Source organism: Microbacterium sp. DWRC1-3, assembly GCF_049896645.1.
Taxonomy (GTDB): Bacteria; Actinomycetota; Actinomycetes; order Actinomycetales; family Microbacteriaceae; genus Microbacterium; species Microbacterium maritypicum.
In genome coordinates this window covers 280,908-299,260 of sequence record NZ_JAFCUS010000001.1, presented here as the reverse complement: position 1 = coordinate 299,260, position 18,353 = coordinate 280,908, and the positions used below count along the sequence as shown (strand labels likewise).

Sequence of the window (18,353 nt, the reverse complement as noted above, 5' to 3'; positions counted from 1 at the left end):
GACGTCATCTCAGAATCCGAGCCTGCCGAGCTGCTTCGGATCGCGCTGCCATTCCTTCGCGACCTTCACATGCAGCCCGAGGAACACGCGTGTTCCCAGCAGCTCTTCGATCCCGACACGCGCGCGTGCACCCACCTCGCTGAGCCGCTTTCCCTTGTGCCCGATGATGATCGCCTTCTGGCTGTCCCGTTCGACCACGATCGAGGCATGCACGTCGGTCAGGTCGGTGCCCTCCCGGGGTGCGATGTCGTCGATCACGACGGCGATCGAGTGCGGAAGCTCATCGCGCACGCCCTCGAGGGCGGCCTCGCGGATCATCTCCGCGATCCGATCCTCTTCCGACTCGTCGGTCGTGATGCCCTCAGGATACAGCGCAGGACCCTGCGGCATCAGCGAGAGGATCTCGTCAGAAAGCACGTCGAGCTGCTCACGGGTCAGCGCGGACAGCGGGATGACCGCGGCCCAGTCCTCCCGGAGCGAGTCGACCTCCATCAGCCGCTCGGTGACCTCGTCGCGCCCGGCCGCATCCATCTTGGTCACGATCGCGATCTTCTTCGCGCGCGGGTAGCCGTCGAGGGAGGCGGCGATCCGCCGGTCTCCGGGGCCGACCTTCTCGTTGGCGGGTACACAGAAGCCGATCACGTCGACGTCGCCCAGCACCTGCTCGACGAGATCGTTGAGCCGCTCGCCGAGCAGCGTACGCGGCTTGTGGATGCCGGGGGTGTCGACGATGACGAGCTGCCCCTCCGGCCGGTTGACGATTCCGCGGATCGCCCGACGCGTCGTCTGCGGCTTCTCGCTGGTGATCGCGATCTTCTCGCCGACGAGCGCGTTGGTGAGCGTCGACTTCCCGACATTGGGGCGGCCGACGAAGGTCACGAACCCGCTTCGAGTGTCGTCAGTCATCGTCTCGATCTCCTTCATCCTGCACATCGTCGGGTTCCCCCGCCGCACGTTCCACGAACACCGTCGCGATCCCTCGCCCACGACCGCGCGATGCGCCGCCCGTGAGCACCAAGCCTTCCACGGTAGCCGTCGCCCCGGGCTGCGGAACCTGTCCCAGCGCCTTGCCGAGCAGACCGCCGATCGAATCGACGTCCTCGTCCTCGAGCTCGAGACCGAACAGATCGCCGACATCCTCGAGCGAGAGTCGGGCGCTCACGCGGTATCGCCCGTGACCGAGATCGACGAATTCCGCCGATACCTGATCGTACTCGTCGGAGATCTCGCCGACGAGTTCCTCGATCAGATCCTCCAGAGTGACCAGGCCAGAGATCCCCCCGTGCTCGTCGATCACCAGACACACGTGCACGGCGTCGCGCTTCATCTGCTGCAGGAGCGTCTCCGCGCGCATCGACTCGGGGACGAAGGTCGCAGGGCGGGCGATCGGCCGGATCGACGCCGAGCGCCACGCACTGTCGTCGCGGTACGCGAACTGCACGAGATCCTTGAGGTACAGCACTCCTACGACGTCGTCGGCATCATCATCGACGACGGGCATCCGGGACACACCGCGGTTCAGGAAGAGCGACATCGCCTCGTCCGTGGTCGCCGTCGCATCGACCGTGACCATCTCCGTGCGGGGCACCATCACGGCGCGGACGAACTGATCGGTGAAGTCGAAGACCGAGTGGATGAGATCGCGGTCGTCCTCCTCGATGAGGTCGTTCGACGCCGCCTCGTCGACCATGCTGAGCAGTTGGTCCTCGCTGGTGAAGGAGCTGCGGCCCGTGCCGGGCGTCACGCGGTTGCCGAGCAGGACGAGCCCCTGTGCAAGCGGCCCGAGGAAGATCCGGAGCCCTCGCACGATCGAGGCCGTGCCGCGGATCATCGCCTCGGCGTGCTGGCGACCGAACGACCGAGGACTCGCTCCCACGAGCACGAACGTGATGGCCGTCATGAGGACGGCGGCGGCGAGCATCGCCCACCAGTTGTTCTCGATCAGGATCGTGAATGCCACCGTCACCAGCACGGCCGCTGTGACCTCCGCGAGCACGCGGATGAAGGCCACGGCGTTCACGTGCGCGTCGAGGTCAGCGGCGATGCGACCCAGCGCCTTGGCTCTGCGACCCTCTGTCGCCATGTCGGCGAGCCCGGCGCGCGATGTGACTCCGTATGCGGCGTCGATCGCAGACATGAGACCGCCGAACGCCACCAGCAGAACGGCGGCGATCAGGAGGAGAGCCGCGGTCATCGCCGGCGTTCAGCTGCGGCGAAGCCCTGGATCAGCTCCTTCTGCAGCCCGAACATCTCACGCTCCTCGTCGGGCTCGGCGTGATCGAAACCGAGGAGGTGCAGCAGCCCGTGAGTGGTGAGCAGGATGAGCTCGTCCATCAGAGTGTGGCCCGCAGCCTGCGCCTGCGTCTCGGCCACCTGCGGGCAGAGCACGATGTCGCCGAGCAGGCCGGGAGCCGTCGGACGGTCCTCGGTTCCGGGACGCAGCTCGTCCATCGGGAAACTCAGCACGTCGGTGGGACCGGGCTCATCCATCCACTGCACGTGGAGGGCTTCCATGGCTCCCTCGTCGACGAGGACGATCGCCACCTCGGCATCCGGGCTGACGTGCAGCTGCGCGAGGTTGAAGTCCGTCAGCCGCTGCAGCACGGCCTCGTCGACGTCGATGGCCGACTCGTTGTTGATCTCGATCATGAGAGTCCTCGTTTCGGCGCGCGGTCACGCGGTCCTGGTCGTTGTGCTCCCCTGCGCTCGGCCCGATTGGCGAACTCGGCCGCCTGTTCGCGCTCGAACCGCTGCGCGGTGCGTTTCTCGTCGTATTCGCTGTACGCGTCGACGATGCGTCCCACCAGCGAATGCCGCACGACGTCGTCACTCGTGAGCCGGGAGAAGTGGATGTCGTCGATGCCGTCGAGCACGCGGGTCACCAGGCGGAGTCCCGAGGACCCCTGCGGAAGGTCGACCTGCGTGATGTCACCGGTGACGACCATCCGCGTGCCGAAGCCGAGACGGGTCAGGAACATCTTCATCTGCTCGGGGGTGGTGTTCTGCGCCTCGTCGAGCACGACGAAGGAGTCGTTGAGGGTACGGCCGCGCATGTAGGCGAGAGGTGCCACCTCGATCGTGCCGGTCGCCATGAGGCGCGGGACGATCTCCGGGTCCATCATCTCGTTGAGCGCGTCGTACAGCGGGCGCAGGTACGGATCGATCTTGTCGGTCAGGGTGCCGGGGAGGAAACCGAGCCGCTCCCCCGCCTCGACGGCGGGACGCGTGAGGATGATGCGGGTGACCTCTTTGCGCTGGAGCGCCTGCACAGCCTTCGCCATCGCGAGGTAGGTCTTGCCGGTACCGGCGGGACCGATGCCGAACACGATCGTGTTCTCTTCGATCGCGTCGACGTACTCCTTCTGCCCGAGGGTCTTCGGACGGATGACCTTGCCGCGCGTCGTCAGGATGGCCTCGCCCAGGACCTCGCTCGGACGCGGGCCCCCCTCCTGCCGCAGCATGCGTGCTGAGCTGGAGACATCGCTCGGGGCCAGATCATGGCCTGCCCTGGTCATCTCGAGAAGCTCTTCGACCAGTGTCTTCGCCTTCGCGACCGCATCGGCGGTGCCGCTGAGTGTGATCTCGTTGCCGCGCACCAGCACCTGGACGTCACGGTGCTCCTTCTCCAGCATCCGCAGAAGCCGGTCCTGCGGCCCGAGCAGCTGGACCATCGCGACGCCGTCGGCGTAGATCTTCTCGACCGCCTCGGGAGGCTGGCCGCCGAGGCTCCGCTCCTGGGGTTCGTGGTTCTCAGGCACCGACGCTCTTCTCGGTCAATCCGCCGGCCAGCACATGCGCGTGGACGTGGAAAACGGTCTGTCCGGCGTTGGCGCCGGTGTTGAAGACGAGGCGGAAGTCGCCGTCTTCGGTGTGCTCCTTGGCGAGCGTCCCCGCGAAGGCGATCATCTCGGCCAGCAGAGCGGGATCCCCCGCAGCGAGTTCGGTGACATCGCGGTAGTCCGCCGACTTCGGCACCACGAGCAGATGCACCGGTGCCTGCGGGGCGATGTCGCGCAGAGCGAAGAGGCGGTCGGTCTCGCCGATGATCTCGGCAGGGATCTCCCCGTTCAGAATGCGCGTGAAGATCGAGGTGTCCGTCATGCCGACAAGTCTACTGACCACAGCGACCCCGCAGCCGTGAGCCCGTCGTCGTGTGCTCGCGGTGCCGTCACCATCGCCCGAGCGCGACCGACAGCACGGCGATCGCGGCAGGTCCCGCCGTCGAGGTGCGCAGCACCGTGTCCCCGAGGAGCACGCGTTCGGCCCCCGCCTCCGTCAACCGGCGGAGCTCCTCCTCGGAGATCCCTCCCTCCGGCCCCACGACCAGCACCAGGTCACGGTCGTCCGGCTCGATCTCCGAGAGTCGCACGGGCGCGGTCGGATCGAGCAGCAGAACGCGCTGCTCACGCGCCCGCTCGGCGAGCTGCGTGGTCGACACCGGCGCGACGACGTCGGGGAGCCAGGCGCGGTGAGCCTGCTTGGCGGCCTCGCGCACGATGGTCGCCCAACGTTCGCGGCCCTTCGCCGCCTTCGGTCCCTCCCAGCGCGACACGCTCCGGCTCGCCTGCCAGGGCACGATCTCGTCGACGCCGAGTTCGCACGCGGCCTGCACGGCGAGCTCGTCGCGATCGCCCTTCGCCAGCGCCTGGACCAGGACGATCCGCGGCGTGGGCGCAGGATGCTCGACGCGCTCCGCGATGCGCACATCGACGCGAGCGGGAGACACCTCCTCGGCGGTCCCGGCCAACCACACTCCGGCACCGTCGCCGACCGTGACCGCCTCGCCGACGCGAAGTCGTCTCACGACGGCTGCGTGCTTCGCCTCGGCCCCGGTCAACGACACGAGGTCGCCGACAGCGGCATCCGTCGACGACTCGACGAGGAAATGCAGTGCCATGATCAGTGGCTGCGGAAGCGGTCGCGGAGCTTGGAGAAGAGTCCCTGCTGGAACTGTGCCAGCTGCGGCTCGGGCGACTTCGCCTTCTTCGCGAAATCCTCGATGAGCGCCCGCTGCGCGGAATCCAGCCGCGTGGGGGTGAGCACCTGAACGCCGACGCGCAGGTCGCCCCGCTGCGTGCCACGAAGCGGGGTGATGCCCCTGCCCTTGATCGTGAGCACGTCGCCGGACTGCACGCCGGGGCGGATCTCGAGGTCGACCTCGCCGTCGAGCCCCTGGATCTTGGTCTCGGTGCCGAGGATCGCATCCGTCATGGACACCTCCAAGGTCGCGAGCAGGTCGTCGCCGTCACGACTGAAGGCCGCGTGCGGGTTGACCGTCACCTCCACGTAGAGGTCTCCGTTCGGTCCGCCCGCCTTGCCGACCTCGCCGGAGCCGGGCAGCTGCAGACGGAGTCCGGTCTCGACGCCGGCCGGGATGTCGAGCGACACCGTACGGCGCGAACGCACACGGCCCTGGCCGCCGCAGGTGCCACAGGGGTACGGGATCGTCGTGCCGTAGCCCTCGCAGGTGCCGCAGGGCTGGGAGGTGACGACGTTGCCGAGCAGGCTGCGGACCTGACGCTGCACGTGACCGGAGCCGCCGCAGATGTCGCAGGTGACCGGGGAGGTGCCCTCCTGGCAGCACGAACCCTGACACGTCTCGCACAGCACCGCCGTGTCGACGTCGATGTCACGGTGCGCTCCGAACACGACGTCGCCGAGATCGAGCGTCACGCGGACGAGGGCGTCCTGGCCCCGCTCGCGGCGCGAACGCGGACGCGCACCGCGTCCGCCGCCCTGCGAGGCGCCGAAGAACGTCTCGAAGATGTCGCCGAACCCGCCGAACCCACCGAAGTTCCCCGCAGCGCCGTCTCCGCCGCCCATGTCATAGCGTCGGCGGGAGTCGTCGTCGCTGAGCACGTCGTACGCGTGCGTGACGAGCTTGAACTTCTCCGCAGCGTCTTCTCCCGGGTTCACATCCGGGTGCAACTGCCGTGCGAGACGTCGGTACGCCTTCTTGATCTCGTCGGTGGAAGCGTCTCGGGACACCCCGAGAACCTCATAGTGGTCCGCCACGATCGCCTTTCTGCGTGTGTACTGTCGGCGACCGCGTCAGCGGCCGGCCTCGTCTTCATCGAGCATCCGAGACAGGTAGCGGGCCACGGCCCGCGCTGCGGCGAGGTTGCTCGGGTAGTCCATGCGCGTCGGCCCCATCACGCCGACGCGCGCCGTGCCACTGGGCGCGGCGTAGTTGCTGGCGACGATCGACGCCTCACCGAGCCCGAACGGGGCGTTCTCGGTGCCGATGCTGGCGGCGAGCCCGTGCTCGTCCGTCACCATCTCACTCATCAGACGCAGCAGCGTGACCTGCTCCTCGATGGCTTCGAGGAGGGGGTGGATGCTGCCGCGGAAGTCCTGCTCCCGGCGCGCGAGGGTCGCCGCTCCCGCCATCACCAGACGCTCCTGACGGAATCCGCCGAGCTCGTCCACGACGACACCGGCGAGCGTGCGCAGCACCGCATCCTGCGGCGTCTCCTCGGCGGCCAGCAACGCCTGCAGACGGTCGGAGGCCTCGCCGATGCCCTGACCGGTGATCAACGCGGACAGTCGGGCGCGAAGCACCGCCATATCGGCGTCGTCGATCGCCTCCGGGAGGACGGCCATGCGCTGAGAGACTCCACCCGCATCGGTCACCAGCACGATGAGAAGCCGATTCGGCGCCAGCGCGACCAGCTCGACGTGCGTGACGTGCGCGCGCGCGAAGGAGGGATATTGGGCGAGCGCGACCTGTCCTGTCAGCTGCGTGAGCACCCGCACCGTGCGGACCATCAGGTCATCGAGGTCGGCAGGCTCGCCGAGGAACGACTCGATCGCCGAGCGCTGAGCCGACGAGAGCGGTCGCAGCTGGGCGAGGTGATTCACGAACACCCGATAGCCCTTGTCGGTGGGCACGCGCCCTGACGAGGTGTGCGGAGCCGTGATGAGCTCTTCGTCCTCGAGCAGCGCCATGTCGTTGCGGATTGTCGCCGCGGAGACGCCGAAGGAGTGCCGGTCGACGATGGATCGGCTGCCGACGGGCTCGTGGGTCTCGACGTAGTCCTGCACGATCGCGCGGAGAACCTGGAGTCCTCGCTCTGTGACCATCACCCTTCCCTTCCGCTGGCACTCGGACGTTCAGAGTGCCAATCCTACCCCGTGCAGCTCGGGATTCTCCGTACCTCGGGCACACGACCCTAGGATGACGCTCATGACCACCTCGCCCCAGGCCACCTTGTCGAGCGGCATCGTCAGCGGCACCGAGGAGGCCGGGATCGTCCGCTACCTCGGCATTCCCTACGCGCAGGCGCCGTTCGGGGAGAACAGGTTCCGCGCGCCGCATCCGGCCGTGAGCTGGGAAGGGGCGAGAGATGCGACGCGGTTCGGTCCGACCGCTCCCCAGGTTCCCTACGCCGGCGCCATCGGCGAGCTGCTGGGTTCCGTGCGCATCGACGGCGACGACATCCTCACCGCGAACGTGTGGGCGCCGTCGGACGCTTCCGGTGCGCCGGTGCTGCTGTGGATCCACGGCGGCGCCTTGGAACGAGGCACCGCTGCGCTGCCCCTCTACGACGGCACGGTCTTCGCCACGGCGGGCATCGTCTTCGTCTCGATCAACTACCGACTGGGTTCGGAGGGTTTCTCGGTGTTGGAGGGCGCGCCCCGAAACCTCGGTCTGCGCGATGCCGCCGCCGCGCTGGAGTGGGTGCACCGTGAGATCAGCGCGTTCGGCGGTGATCCGGCGCGGATCACCGCGATGGGCGAGTCGGCCGGCGGAGCGATCGTCGCCGGCCTCCTCGCTCGCGACAGCTCCCGCGAGCTGATCAGCAGGGCCATCATCGAATCAGGACCGCTCCAGGCGCAGACGGCGCGGAAGGCGGGACGGGTGACCGCACAGCTCGCGAAGCGGCTCGGGGTACGAGCGGACCGCGAGTCCTTCGCGGCGCTGACACCCGAGCAGCTCCTGGAAGCGCGGAGGGCGCAGGCCGCGGGGTCGTCGCCGCTCGGCGGAGCACCGGGCTACCAGTTCGCGATCGACCCCGACAGCCTTCCCCGGTCGCCGCACGAGGTTCTCGCAGAGATCGACACTCCTCTACTCATCGGCAGCAACACCGACGAGTATCGGCTCTGGTTCCCACCCGAGGCGCTCGCGGGCATCAGCGAGTTCAAGATGCAAGCCGCCCGGGTCCTCTCCCGGATTCCCCGGCGCGCGATCGCCAAGTACCGCTCGGCCTTCCCCGGAGCGATCACCGGAGAGATCTTCGGGCAGCTCGTCACCGACATGATGCTGCGGGCGCCCCTGAGTCGGGTGGCGGCCGCTCGCCCAGACGCGACGCACGTCTACGAGTTCGCATGGCCGAGTCCGGTCCGAGACCTGCGCGCGGCCCACGCGCTGGAACTCGGCTTCGTTTTCGACCGGCTCGACGATGCCGAGGCCCAGCGCATGGCCGGCCCTGACGCTCCCCGTGGACTCGCCGCCGAGATGAACGCCGCGTGGGTCGCGTTCGTGACCACGGGCGACCCCGGCTGGCCCGCGTACGGATCGGGTCGCCGGACGCGACTCTTCGATGCGGACAGCACGACGGTGGCGCAGCGACGAACAGCCGCGATGGATCTGCTCCCCGGCTGACGGCGGCCGTCGGTCAGTCGGTCAGTTCGCGAACCACGGCGTCGGCGAGAAGGCGACCGCGCAGGGTCAGCCGGATGCGTCCCTGGAGCGCCGCGACCGGGTCGATGAGCCCGTCGGCCATGAGCCCGGCGACTCTGCTCCGGTTCGCGCTCGGCACGTCATCGACGGCGATCCCCTCGCGGATGCGGCTGAGCAGCAGGATGCGCTCGAGCGTGCGCGACTCGTCGTCCGGGCGCTCGGTTCCGGCCGCCGGCGATTCGGCTGCCGCCAGACGCTGCGCGTAGGCGGCCGGGTGCTTCACGTTCCACCAGCGCAAACCGGCGACGTGGCTGTGCGCACCGGGACCGAAGCCCCACCAGTCGCTCCCCCGCCAGTACGCGAGGTTGTGGCGGGAACGGCGATCGGGCGTGCGCGCCCAGTTGCTCACCTCATACCAGTCGAAGCCGCCGTCCGCGAGACGGGCATCGGCGAGCTCGTACATGTCGGCCTGGAGGTCGTCATCCGGAGTCGGAACCTCGCCGCGGCGGATCTGGCGGGCGAGCTTCGTGCCGTCCTCGATGATGAGCGCGTAGGCGGAGATGTGGTCGGGTTCGAGCACCAGCGCGGCATCGAGGGAGGCCTCCCAGTCGGACAGCGACTCCCCCGGGGCCCCGTAGATTAGGTCGACGCTCACCGCGAGCCCCGCGTCCTTCGCTGCGGCAACGGCGGTGCGCACGTTCTCCGGGCGATGGGTGCGATCGAGCGCGGCGAGCACGTGCGGAACAGCCGACTGCATGCCGACCGACATCCTCGTGACTCCGGCTCGCGCCAGAGTGCGGGCCACCTCGGGCGTCACGGTGTCGGGATTCGCCTCGACCGTGACCTCCGCTCCATCGGCGAGGCCGAAGGCACCGGTCACCGCTTCGAGCATGCGCGCGAGGTCACCTGCGGGAAGAAGAGTCGGCGTACCGCCGCCGAAGAAGACCGTGTCCATCGGCCGCAGCGCTCCCGCGTCGCCCAGCACTCGACGGGCGAGCGCGATCTCGGAGATCAGGGTCGACGCGTAGTCCTCCTGCTTCGCCCCGCGCAGTTCGGTCGACGTGTAGGTGTTGAAGTCGCAGTACCCGCAGCGCACAGTGCAGAACGGAATGTGCAGATACGCGGAGAACGGCACCGTCGTATCGATCGGAAGATCGGCCGGCAGGTGCCCGTCCGCGGGCGCGGGGTCTCCGAGAGGAAGCGGTCCCGCCATCAGAGCGGGGTCGCGTAGAGCGGGGAGATCGCCCGGAGGTAGCGTGCGAAGAGCTCACGGCGGCGACGCTTCACGAGCGCCGGAATCGTGCGGTAGAGAAGACCGTTCGGCGCGTCGAACGCGCGGACGGTGAACCACACCTCGTCGTTGTCCTCGCGCCAGTCCACATCGAAGGACTCCTCGCCGCTGACCACCGATCCGCCGACCGTCCCGAGGACGAAGCCGACGCGTCGGGTCTCCTCCGTGACGGAGATCACTCGCAGCTCGGAATCGGCGCGCATGCCGGCGACGCGTCCTCGAAGGTGCAGCGTCATCCCCGCCCCGACGAAGGGCATGCCCTCCGCGTCGTAGCGGGGCTCGACGTCGCGCTTGCTCGGCGCGATCGGATTGCCTTCGGCATCGAAGCTCACGCCCGCATAGGCGGGCCCTGGCGCAGGACGCACGTCTTCCACCGACAGTCCGGCCGCACGCTGCGCGGTCCACGACAGAAGGGCTTCACCGGCGGTCTGGAAACGTTCGACACCGCTGCCGATGCGCCAGGACTCCTCCGCCGGGATGCTGCGCTCCGGCGGGTACTGCATCAGGTCGGGCGCATGGGTCGCACCCACGGCCGCATAGTCCACCGTGTCGTCTCGGAAAGTCCCGCGCCGCATGACTTCCACCCTACTTCGCGTTACCTGAGCGAACACCCCCACGCGCCGCGGGGCGTCATATCCCCCGGGCGCGATCGAGGCTCGCTACTTCTTGTCCTTGCCTTCGACGTCGCCCGAGAGCGCGGCGATGAACGCCTCCTGGGGGACCTCGACGCGGCCGACCATCTTCATGCGCTTCTTGCCCTCTTTCTGCTTCTCGAGGAGCTTGCGCTTGCGGGTGATATCACCGCCGTAGCACTTGGCGAGCACGTCCTTGCGAATAGCGCGGATCGTCTCGCGCGCGATGATGCGGGCACCAATCGCGGCCTGGATCGGCACCTCGAACTGCTGGCGAGGGATGAGCTTGCGCAGACGCTCGGCCATCATCGTGCCGTAGGCGTAGGCCTTCTCACGGTGGACGATGGAGCTGAACGCGTCGACCTTCTCGCCCTGGAGGAGGATGTCGACCTTCACGAGGTCGGCTTCCTGCTGCCCTGAGGGCTCGTAGTCGAGCGAGGCGTAGCCCTGCGTCTTCGACTTGAGCTGGTCGAAGAAGTCGAACACGATCTCGCCGAGCGGCATGTTGTAGCGCAGCTCGACGCGCTCCTCGGAGAAGTACTCCATGCCGAGCAGCGTTCCACGACGCGACTGGCACAGCTCCATGACCGTGCCGACGTAGTCCTTGGGCAGCAGGATCGCCGCCTTGACCATCGGCTCCGACACCGACCCGATGCGCCCGTCGGGATACTCGCTTGGGTTGGTCACGGTGACGGTCTCGCCGGTGTCGCTCGTCAGTACCTCGTAGATCACGCTGGGCGCGGTCGTGATGAGGTCGAGGTTGAACTCGCGGGCCAGACGCTCGGTGATGATCTCGAGGTGCAGCAGTCCGAGGAAGCCGCAGCGGAAACCGAAACCGAGCGCGACCGAGGTCTCCGGCTCGTACACGAGGGAAGCGTCGGAGAGCTTGAGCTTGTCGAGGGCCTCGCGCAGCTCGGCGTAGTCGCTGCCGTCGATCGGGTACAGCCCGGAGAAGACCATCGGCTTCGGGTCGGTGTATCCCGGCAGGGCCTCGGATGCCGGCTTCCGCGACGTGGTGATGGTGTCGCCGACCTTCGACTGGCGCACATCCTTCACACCTGTGATGAGGTAGCCCACCTCGCCGACGCCGAGCCCCTTGGTCGGAGTCGGCTCCGGGCTCGACACGCCGACCTCGAGGGCTTCGTGGTTCGCTCCGGTGGACATCATCTGGATGCGCTCGCGCGGTGACAGGCTTCCGTCGACCATGCGCACGTAGGTGACCACACCGCGGTAGGCGTCGTACACCGAGTCGAAGATCATCGCGCGGGCCGGAGCATCCGCGTCGCCGGTCGGCGCGGGGATCTCCTGGACCAACCGGTCGAGCAGCTCTTCGACGCCGACACCGGTCTTGCCCGAGACGCGCAGCACGTCCTCCGGCTTGCCGCCGATGAGTGAAGCCAGCTCCTTGGCGTACTTCTCCGGGTCGGCGGCCGGCAGGTCGATCTTGTTGAGCACCGGGATGATGTGCAGGTCGTTCTCGAGCGCCAGGTAGAGGTTTGCGAGAGTCTGCGCCTCGATGCCCTGTGCGGCGTCGACGAGCAGGATCGCTCCCTCACAGGCCGCGAGCGAACGCGAGACCTCGTAGGTGAAGTCGACGTGACCGGGCGTGTCGATCATGTTCAGAGCGACGGTCTGACCATCGAGCTCCCACGGCATCCTGACCGCCTGGCTCTTGATGGTGATGCCGCGCTCGCGCTCGATGTCCATGCGGTCGAGGTACTGCGCACGCATGTCGCGATCGGAGACGACTCCGGTGATCTGGAGCATGCGGTCGGCGAGCGTCGACTTGCCGTGATCGATGTGGGCGATGATGCAGAAGTTACGGATCTGCGCAGCCGGCGTCGCAGCAGGCTGAAGAGGAGTGAGAGCGCGTGGGGACATGTCCACTCGATTCTACGGTCAGGGGAGGCTAATCCCCGATTCGGGCATACCGGTGATAGTCTCCCGAAGTTGCCAGGGAAAATCCGTGACACCGGATCCCGCAAGCGATAAGACTCCGTCATACACCCCGTGATGGTCGTCGCGTCGCAGAGTTCGGTGGATGGCGATTGTGTATCCAACTGACTCAGCGTTGCGTCGGCAGATCCCGAGCGCGTCTGTAGAAGAGAAAGACTGACCCCCCTTGATCAAGTACCTCCTGCGCCGAGCACTCGGCTGGCTGCTCATGATCGTGGTCGCCACGAATCTCACGTTCTTCCTGGCGTGGGGTTTCCTGGATCCGCGCAGCAACTACGTCGGGCGCCGACCTCCGCTTTCCCCGGAGCAGATCGACAACGTCCTCATCCCCCGCAACCTCAGCGACACAGTTCCGCTGATCGAGCGGTGGTGGAACTGGTTCAGCGGCATCCTGATCCGCTGGGACTGGGGTGTGAGTCCCACCGGTCAGTCAGTGAACGAGCAGGTCTCATACCGCATGTGGGTCAGCGCCGAGCTCGTTCTCGGGGCCACGATCATCGCGGCGGTGCTCGGCATCTGGCTCGGTGTCTACACCGCCTCGCGTCAGTACAAGCTCGCCGACCGCATCGGCCAGGCGACCTCGATCATCACGATGAACGTGAACATCATCGTCGCCGGACTCGCCGTGGTGCTCCTCGCGATCTCCCTCAACGAGTGGACCGGCGTCCGCATCTTCTACGTCACCGGCTCCTCGAGCCCCGGCGTCACCGGCTTCTTCCCCGTGCTGGTCGACACCCTGCAGCACCTCACGTTGCCCACGATCGCGCTCGTGATCGTCGGCTACGCCCAGTACCACTTCCTGCAGCGGTCGCTGCTGCTGGACAACATCAACGCCGACTACGTGCGCACCGCCCGGGCCAAGGGGCTGACCAAGGCGCAGGCGGTCCGCAAGCACGCCCTGCGCACGTCGCTCATCCCGGTCGCGACGCAGGTCGCGTTCACGATCCCGACGATCTTCACCGGCGCGATCCTGACGGAGCGCATCTTCGCCTGGCAGGGCATGGGGCGGTACTTCCTCGACACCATCAACAACAACGACATCAACGGCGTCGTCGCCGTCGCCGCTTTCGGCGCCGTGCTGACAGCGATCGGTGCGGTGCTCGCCGACATCATCGTCGTCGTTCTCGACCCGCGAGTGAGGGTGAGCTGATTATGACCACCGATATGATCGATCCCCTCGTCGAGCCGCCGGCAGCGCCGTCCAGCGCCGACCGCGCCGCGGACAAGTCGCTGTCCAAGTGGACGCTCTACACGCGCCGGTTCATGCGCAACAAGCCGGCCGTCGGCGGCGTCGTCGTCCTGCTCGTGCTGGTCCTCTTCTCCACGCTGGGTCCGCTGCTGTCGCCGTACGCCGTCGACAGCATGGACTTCCTCGCGCTGAGCCAGCCGCCGTCCGCGGCGCACTGGTTCGGGACCAACGGTGCCGGCAACGACACCTACACGCAGACCGCCATCGGCCTGCAGCGATCCCTCATGATCGCGATCACGGTCTCGGTGGGAACGACGATCCTCTCCGCGCTCGTCGGTACCGCCGCCGCGTACTTCGGCGGCTGGTTCGAGCGAATCGCGCTGCTCGTCATCCACTTCATGATGGTCGTGCCGACCTTCCTCCTGCTGTCGATCATCTCGAACGACTCCGGCGGCGTGTGGTGGGTCATCGCGTTCGTGATGATCTTCGTCAGCTGGTTCTTCCCCGCTCGCATCATCTGGACGATGACCCTCTCACTGCGTGAGCGCGAGTACGTCCAGGCCGCGCGCTACATGGGCGTCCGCGGCCTGCGCATCGTGACGCGTCACCTGATCCCGAACATCGGATCCCTGCTGGTCATCAACTTCACCCTCGGCATCGTCGCGGCGGTGACGACCGAGACCGGCCTGTCCTTCATCGGCTTCGGTGTGAAGATCCCCGATGTCTCGCTCGGCTCGCTGATCGGTGAGGGCAGCTCCTCGATCACCAGCTCGCCGTGGCTGTTCTACTTCCCCGCGTTGGTCCTCACCATGCTGACCGTGTCCATGGCGCTCATCGCCGATGGACTGCGCGATGCCCTCGATCCCACTTCGGCTGCAGGAGGCCGCGCATGAGCCCCGTACTCTCCGTCCGCGACCTCAAGGTCAGCTTCGCCTCCGAGGCGGGCCGCGTCGACGCCGTGCGCGGCGTCTCCTTCGACCTCGAAGCGGGAAAGACTCTCGGCATCGTCGGCGAGTCCGGTTCCGGCAAGTCCGTCACCTCTCTCGCGGTGATGGGCCTGCTCGATGAGAACGCCAAGGTCTCAGGGTCGATCGTGTTCGACGGCCAGGAGCTCCTGGGAAAGACCGACGCGCAGCTCTCCACCATCCGCGGCAACGGGATCTCGATGATCTTCCAGGACCCGCTGACCTCTCTCACCCCGGTGTACACGATCGGCGCGCAGCTGATCGAGGCGCTGACGGTGCACCGCAACCTCAGCATCAAGGAGGCGACGGCGCGCTCGATCGATCTCCTCAAGCTGGTCGGCATCACCGAGCCCGAGAAGCGGATGAAGTCCTTCCCGCACGAGTTCTCGGGCGGCATGCGGCAGCGCGTCGTCATCGCCATCGCGATGGCCAACGACCCGAAGCTGATCATCGCCGACGAGCCCACCACGGCTCTCGACGTCACGATCCAGGCGCAGATCCTCGACCTGATCGAGAAGGCCCAGGCCGAGACCGGTGCCGCCGTGATGATGATCACCCACGACATGGGAGTCGTCGCCCGCACGGCCGACGATGTGATGGTCATGTACTCCGGCAAGCCGGTCGAGCAGGCGCCGGTCCGCGAGCTGTTCCACCAGACCCGCATGCCCTACTCGATCGGTCTCCTCGGTGCCATCCCTCGTGTGGACAAGGCCGAGAAGGAGCCTCTCACCCCGATCAAGGGCAACCCTCCCCTGCTGATCGACCTGCCGGATGCCTGCCCGTTCGCTGACCGCTGCCCCATCGTCATGGACGCGTGCCGCACCAGCGAGCCCGAGCTCCTGCCGGTCCTCACCGGCGGCGGCGAGGAGCACCGTGCAGCCTGCATCCGCGCGAACGAGATCACCGACGGCGGCCTGCTCGGAGGTCTGCCCGTGTACCCCGTTCGTGAGGCACCCGAGAGCCCGCTGACCCGGCTCCCCCGCGAACAGCGACCGATCACCCTCGAGGTGAAGAACCTCACCAAGACCTTCCCCCTGCTCAAGGGTGCGTTCCTGAAGCGCAAGGTCGGCGAGGTGCACGCGATCAAGGGCATCAGCTTCGACGTGCGCGAGGGAGAGACCCTGGCCATCGTCGGCGAGTCCGGCAGTGGGAAGACCACGACGCTCCTCCAGATCATGGACATGGTCAAGCAGACCGAGGGCGACATCGTGATCGCGGGAACCAGCGTCAACGACATCCGCAGCCACAAGGTGGAGCGGGCGCTGCGCCGCGACATCCAGATCGTGTTCCAGGATCCGATGGGCGCCCTCGACCCCCGCATGACGGTCGCGGACATCATCTCGGAGCCGCTGTCGGCCATCGGTACGCCGAAGGCCGAGGCGCACCGGCGTGTCAAGGAGCTGATGGACCTCGTGGGGCTCAACCCCGCGCACAGCGACCGCTTCCCGCAGGCGTTCTCCGGTGGACAGCGTCAGCGCATCGGCATCGCCAGGGCGCTGTCGACCAACCCGAAGATCCTGGTGCTCGATGAGCCGGTCTCCGCGCTCGACGTGTCGATCCAGGCCGGCGTCATCAATCTGCTGGACGACCTCAAGGTCAAACTCGGACTGTCGTATCTGTTCGTGGCCCACGACCTGTCCGTCGTCCGACACATCGCCGACCGGGTCGCCGTGATGTATCTCGGCGACTTCGTCGAGCACGGTGACGTGGACGATGTCTTCGACAACCCGCAGCACCCGTACACCAAGGCTCTGCTGTCGGCGATCCCGGTGCCGGACCCCGACATCGAGCGCACCCGCGAGCGGATCGTGTTCGATCCGGCGACCATGTCGGCACGCCCCGCTGCCTCCTGATGAGGAGCGCATCACCGTCCGGTAACGGTTAGCCCATATTCACTCGCCGCCCGGGCAATCGGGGATTCGGCGAACTATTCTCCCCTTATGACACGCCGCAAGGCGAAAGGAGCACCATGAAGCAGTACAAGCTGATGGGAGCGCTGGCACTCACCGGCGCTTTCGCACTCGCGCTCAGCGGGTGCGCTACCGGCACCACCGGTGGTAGCGACAAGGGCGACAGCGGCGAAGCAGCCGGTGTCGAGATGGCGAACTACAACCCGCAGCCGCGCGAGAACCTCAAGGAGGGTGGCACGGTCAACTTCGCCATCCGCGAGGTCCCGCCGCAGCTGAACTCGTTCAACAGCGACGGCAGCGCCGACACCGCGCGCATCGCCGCGTGGTACATGCCGCAGATCATCCTCATGAAGCCGGATGGCACGCAGTACAAGAACGACAACTACCTCTCCGAGTGGAAGAACGAGGTGAAGGACGGCAAGACGGTCCTGACCTTCACGTTCACCGACGAGGCGCACTGGAACGATGGCACCGACATGGACTGGACGGCCATCGACGCCACGTGGAAGGCCAACCGTTCCTACGACGAGGGCTTCAACCCGAACGCGACCGACGGCTACAAGGACATCGAGTCGGTCGAGCAGGGCGACACGGCCAAGACCGCCATCGTCACGTTCAAGAGCGAGTTCGCGTGGCCGCAGATGCCGTTCAACGGCGGCGTCATGCACCCCGCGCTCGCTGACCCGACCACCTTCAACGAGGCGATGATCGAGAACCCGCACCCCGAGTGGGGCGCGGGTCCGTACACGATCAACGAGTTCGACGCCAACAAGGGCTACGTCTCGTTCAAGCCGAACCCCGAGTGGTGGGGCGATGCACCCCTGCTCGACGAGGTCACGATGACCGGCATGGACGCTCAGGCCGGCGTCAACGCCTTCAAGAACGGCGAGGTCGACATGGTCGAGACGGGCTCCCAGGAGCTCATCGATCAGGTCAAGGACGTCGACGGCGCCGTGGTCTACCGCGCGCAGCAGACCGCCAACACCATCCTGCAGGTCGACTCGACCAAGCCGCAGTTCGAGGACGTCAAGGTTCGCGAGGCGTTCTTCAAGGCGATCAACATCGATCAGCAGAAGCAGATCGCTTGGAACGGTCTCGGATACGAAGAGGACCCGGCCGGCTCGCTGACCCTGTTCTCGTTCCAGCCCGGCTACTCCGACTCGATGAAGGCCGCCGGCTGGAAGTTCGATGTCGAGGGTGCCAAGAAGCTCCTCGACGAGGCCGGCTGGACGGAAGGCTCCGACGGCATCCGCGAGAAGGACGGCGTCAAGCTCTCCGTCGTGTACCCGATCTGGGCTGACTCCGCGACGCAGAAGGCCCTCGCGCAGTCGCTGCAGGCTCAGGAGAAGGCGATCGGCATCGACGTCAAGGTCGAGGTCCGCCCGGCCAGCCAGTTCTCCGAGGACTACACCTCGAAGAACTGGGATGTCTCCGGACTCCGCTTCACCTCCTCCGACCCGTTCGGTGCCGCGTGGTTCTGCCAGCTGTACTGCTCGGACTCTGGTCTCAACCTGTCGGGTGTCGGTGACGCCGAACTCGACGCCGAGATCAAGGACAAGGTCGAGTCGCAGAGCGACCCCGAGGCGCAGACCGCTGCCGCGATGAAGCTCGAGCCCGAGATCTACAAGCGCTGGGGCCTCATCCCGCTGTACAACGGCCCGCAGATCTACACCGTCAAGGAAGGCCTGGCGAACCTCACGCCCGAGCCCTACGTCGGTCTCGACCTGTTCGGCATCACCCCGGTCGAGAACGTCGGCTGGGAGAAGTAAAACTCTCTGACACACATC

General features: G+C 67.1%; 16 protein-coding genes. 5 read left to right on the top strand and 11 right to left on the bottom strand.

The genetic code is table 11. From position 1 onward, the window contains the following. Nucleotides 1-9 precede the first annotated feature (9 nt). The 8 genes from era to hrcA all read right to left on the bottom strand — a co-directional run bounded on the left by era (nt 10) and on the right by hrcA (nt 7,083). Complete coding sequence (gene era, locus ACP699_RS01425) at nt 10-906, bottom strand: GTPase Era (RefSeq protein WP_031206042.1); 897 nt, start codon at nt 904-906, stop codon at nt 10-12. Beyond that, the gene (locus ACP699_RS01420) at nt 899-2,194 is read right to left on the bottom strand and encodes a hemolysin family protein (protein WP_017830369.1); all 1,296 of its coding nucleotides are present in this window, start codon (nt 2,192-2,194) and stop codon (nt 899-901) included. The genes era and ACP699_RS01420 overlap by 8 nt, the downstream gene beginning before the upstream one ends. Continuing rightward, a complete protein-coding gene (gene ybeY, locus ACP699_RS01415; protein WP_017830368.1) occupies nt 2,191-2,649 on the bottom strand; it encodes an rRNA maturation RNase YbeY in 459 nt (152 codons plus the stop codon). The genes ACP699_RS01420 and ybeY overlap by 4 nt, the downstream gene beginning before the upstream one ends. Continuing rightward, nucleotides 2,646-3,671 (bottom strand): PhoH family protein, encoded by a 1,026-nt coding sequence (locus tag ACP699_RS01410; protein ID WP_229778869.1) that lies wholly within the window; start codon nt 3,669-3,671, stop codon nt 2,646-2,648. Before ACP699_RS01410 ends, ybeY begins: the two co-directional genes overlap by 4 nt. A 79-nt stretch (nt 3,672-3,750) precedes the next feature. Further along, the gene (locus tag ACP699_RS01405) at nt 3,751-4,101 is read right to left on the bottom strand and encodes an HIT domain-containing protein (protein ID WP_426168564.1); all 351 of its coding nucleotides are present in this window, start codon (nt 4,099-4,101) and stop codon (nt 3,751-3,753) included. Nucleotides 4,102-4,168: 67 nt separating this feature from the next. After that, on the bottom strand, nt 4,169-4,897 hold the full coding sequence (locus tag ACP699_RS01400; RefSeq protein ID WP_288968743.1) for a 16S rRNA (uracil(1498)-N(3))-methyltransferase: 729 nt from the start codon (nt 4,895-4,897) through the stop codon (nt 4,169-4,171). Between the two features lie 2 nt (nt 4,898-4,899). After that, nucleotides 4,900-6,015: a molecular chaperone DnaJ gene (gene dnaJ, locus ACP699_RS01395; RefSeq protein WP_031206040.1), complete on the bottom strand. Its 1,116-nt coding sequence runs from the start codon at nt 6,013-6,015 to the stop codon at nt 4,900-4,902. A gap of 36 nt (nt 6,016-6,051) precedes the next feature. Further along, nucleotides 6,052-7,083: a heat-inducible transcriptional repressor HrcA gene (gene hrcA / locus ACP699_RS01390; RefSeq protein ID WP_426168559.1), complete on the bottom strand. Its 1,032-nt coding sequence runs from the start codon at nt 7,081-7,083 to the stop codon at nt 6,052-6,054. A gap of 103 nt (nt 7,084-7,186) precedes the next feature. On the opposite strand from hrcA, the gene ACP699_RS01385 reads away from it, so the two are divergent. Next, complete coding sequence (locus tag ACP699_RS01385; protein ID WP_426168556.1) at nt 7,187-8,605, top strand: carboxylesterase/lipase family protein; 1,419 nt, start codon at nt 7,187-7,189, stop codon at nt 8,603-8,605. 13 nt (nt 8,606-8,618) lie between these two features. On the opposite strand, the gene hemW is transcribed toward ACP699_RS01385, so the two are convergent. The 3 genes from hemW to lepA form a co-directional block, all read right to left on the bottom strand. Next, nucleotides 8,619-9,836 (bottom strand): radical SAM family heme chaperone HemW, encoded by a 1,218-nt coding sequence (gene hemW, locus ACP699_RS01380; protein WP_288967874.1) that lies wholly within the window; start codon nt 9,834-9,836, stop codon nt 8,619-8,621. Further along, the gene (locus ACP699_RS01375; protein ID WP_017830360.1) at nt 9,836-10,489 is read right to left on the bottom strand and encodes a DUF1990 family protein; all 654 of its coding nucleotides are present in this window, start codon (nt 10,487-10,489) and stop codon (nt 9,836-9,838) included. The genes hemW and ACP699_RS01375 overlap by 1 nt, the downstream gene beginning before the upstream one ends. Nucleotides 10,490-10,573: 84 nt before the next feature. Then, nucleotides 10,574-12,427 carry a translation elongation factor 4 gene (gene lepA, locus ACP699_RS01370; protein ID WP_017830359.1) on the bottom strand — a complete coding sequence of 618 codons (1,854 nt, stop codon included), beginning with the start codon at nt 12,425-12,427 and terminating at the stop codon, nt 10,574-10,576. Between the two features lie 241 nt (nt 12,428-12,668). Here lepA and ACP699_RS01365 point away from each other — a divergent pair, with 241 nt between their 5' ends. The 4 genes from ACP699_RS01365 (at nt 12,669) to ACP699_RS01350 (ending at nt 18,335) form a co-directional block, all read left to right on the top strand. After that, entirely contained in the window at nt 12,669-13,652 is a 984-nt protein-coding gene (locus ACP699_RS01365) for an ABC transporter permease (protein ID WP_055867654.1), read from the top strand. A 2-nt stretch (nt 13,653-13,654) separates the two neighbouring features. Next, nucleotides 13,655-14,584 carry an ABC transporter permease gene (locus tag ACP699_RS01360; protein WP_055867651.1) on the top strand — a complete coding sequence of 310 codons (930 nt, stop codon included), beginning with the start codon at nt 13,655-13,657 and terminating at the stop codon, nt 14,582-14,584. Next, entirely contained in the window at nt 14,581-16,509 is a 1,929-nt protein-coding gene (locus ACP699_RS01355) for an ABC transporter ATP-binding protein (protein WP_426168548.1), read from the top strand. Before ACP699_RS01360 ends, ACP699_RS01355 begins: the two co-directional genes overlap by 4 nt. Before the next feature lie 116 nt (nt 16,510-16,625). Next, entirely contained in the window at nt 16,626-18,335 is a 1,710-nt protein-coding gene (locus ACP699_RS01350) for an ABC transporter family substrate-binding protein (RefSeq protein ID WP_426168545.1), read from the top strand. Nucleotides 18,336-18,353 lie beyond the last annotated feature (18 nt).

Coding starts and splice junctions, on each gene's coding strand:
- ACP699_RS01420 (WP_017830369.1), bottom strand. CDS start 2,194: ATGACCGCGGCTCTCCTCCTGATCGCCGCCGTTCTGCTGGTGGCGTTC.
- ACP699_RS01385 (WP_426168556.1), top strand. CDS start 7,187: ATGACCACCTCGCCCCAGGCCACCTTGTCGAGCGGCATCGTCAGCGGC.
- ACP699_RS01375 (WP_017830360.1), bottom strand. CDS start 10,489: ATGCGGCGCGGGACTTTCCGAGACGACACGGTGGACTATGCGGCCGTG.
- hrcA (WP_426168559.1), bottom strand. CDS start 7,083: ATGGTCACAGAGCGAGGACTCCAGGTTCTCCGCGCGATCGTGCAGGAC.
- hemW (WP_288967874.1), bottom strand. CDS start 9,836: ATGGCGGGACCGCTTCCTCTCGGAGACCCCGCGCCCGCGGACGGGCAC.
- era (WP_031206042.1), bottom strand. CDS start 906: ATGACTGACGACACTCGAAGCGGGTTCGTGACCTTCGTCGGCCGCCCC.
- ACP699_RS01355 (WP_426168548.1), top strand. CDS start 14,581: ATGAGCCCCGTACTCTCCGTCCGCGACCTCAAGGTCAGCTTCGCCTCC.
- ACP699_RS01400 (WP_288968743.1), bottom strand. CDS start 4,897: ATGGCACTGCATTTCCTCGTCGAGTCGTCGACGGATGCCGCTGTCGGC.
- ACP699_RS01405 (WP_426168564.1), bottom strand. CDS start 4,101: ATGACGGACACCTCGATCTTCACGCGCATTCTGAACGGGGAGATCCCT.
- ACP699_RS01360 (WP_055867651.1), top strand. CDS start 13,655: ATGACCACCGATATGATCGATCCCCTCGTCGAGCCGCCGGCAGCGCCG.
- ybeY (WP_017830368.1), bottom strand. CDS start 2,649: ATGATCGAGATCAACAACGAGTCGGCCATCGACGTCGACGAGGCCGTG.
- ACP699_RS01410 (WP_229778869.1), bottom strand. CDS start 3,671: ATGGTCCAGCTGCTCGGGCCGCAGGACCGGCTTCTGCGGATGCTGGAG.
- ACP699_RS01350 (WP_426168545.1), top strand. CDS start 16,626: ATGAAGCAGTACAAGCTGATGGGAGCGCTGGCACTCACCGGCGCTTTC.
- lepA (WP_017830359.1), bottom strand. CDS start 12,427: ATGTCCCCACGCGCTCTCACTCCTCTTCAGCCTGCTGCGACGCCGGCT.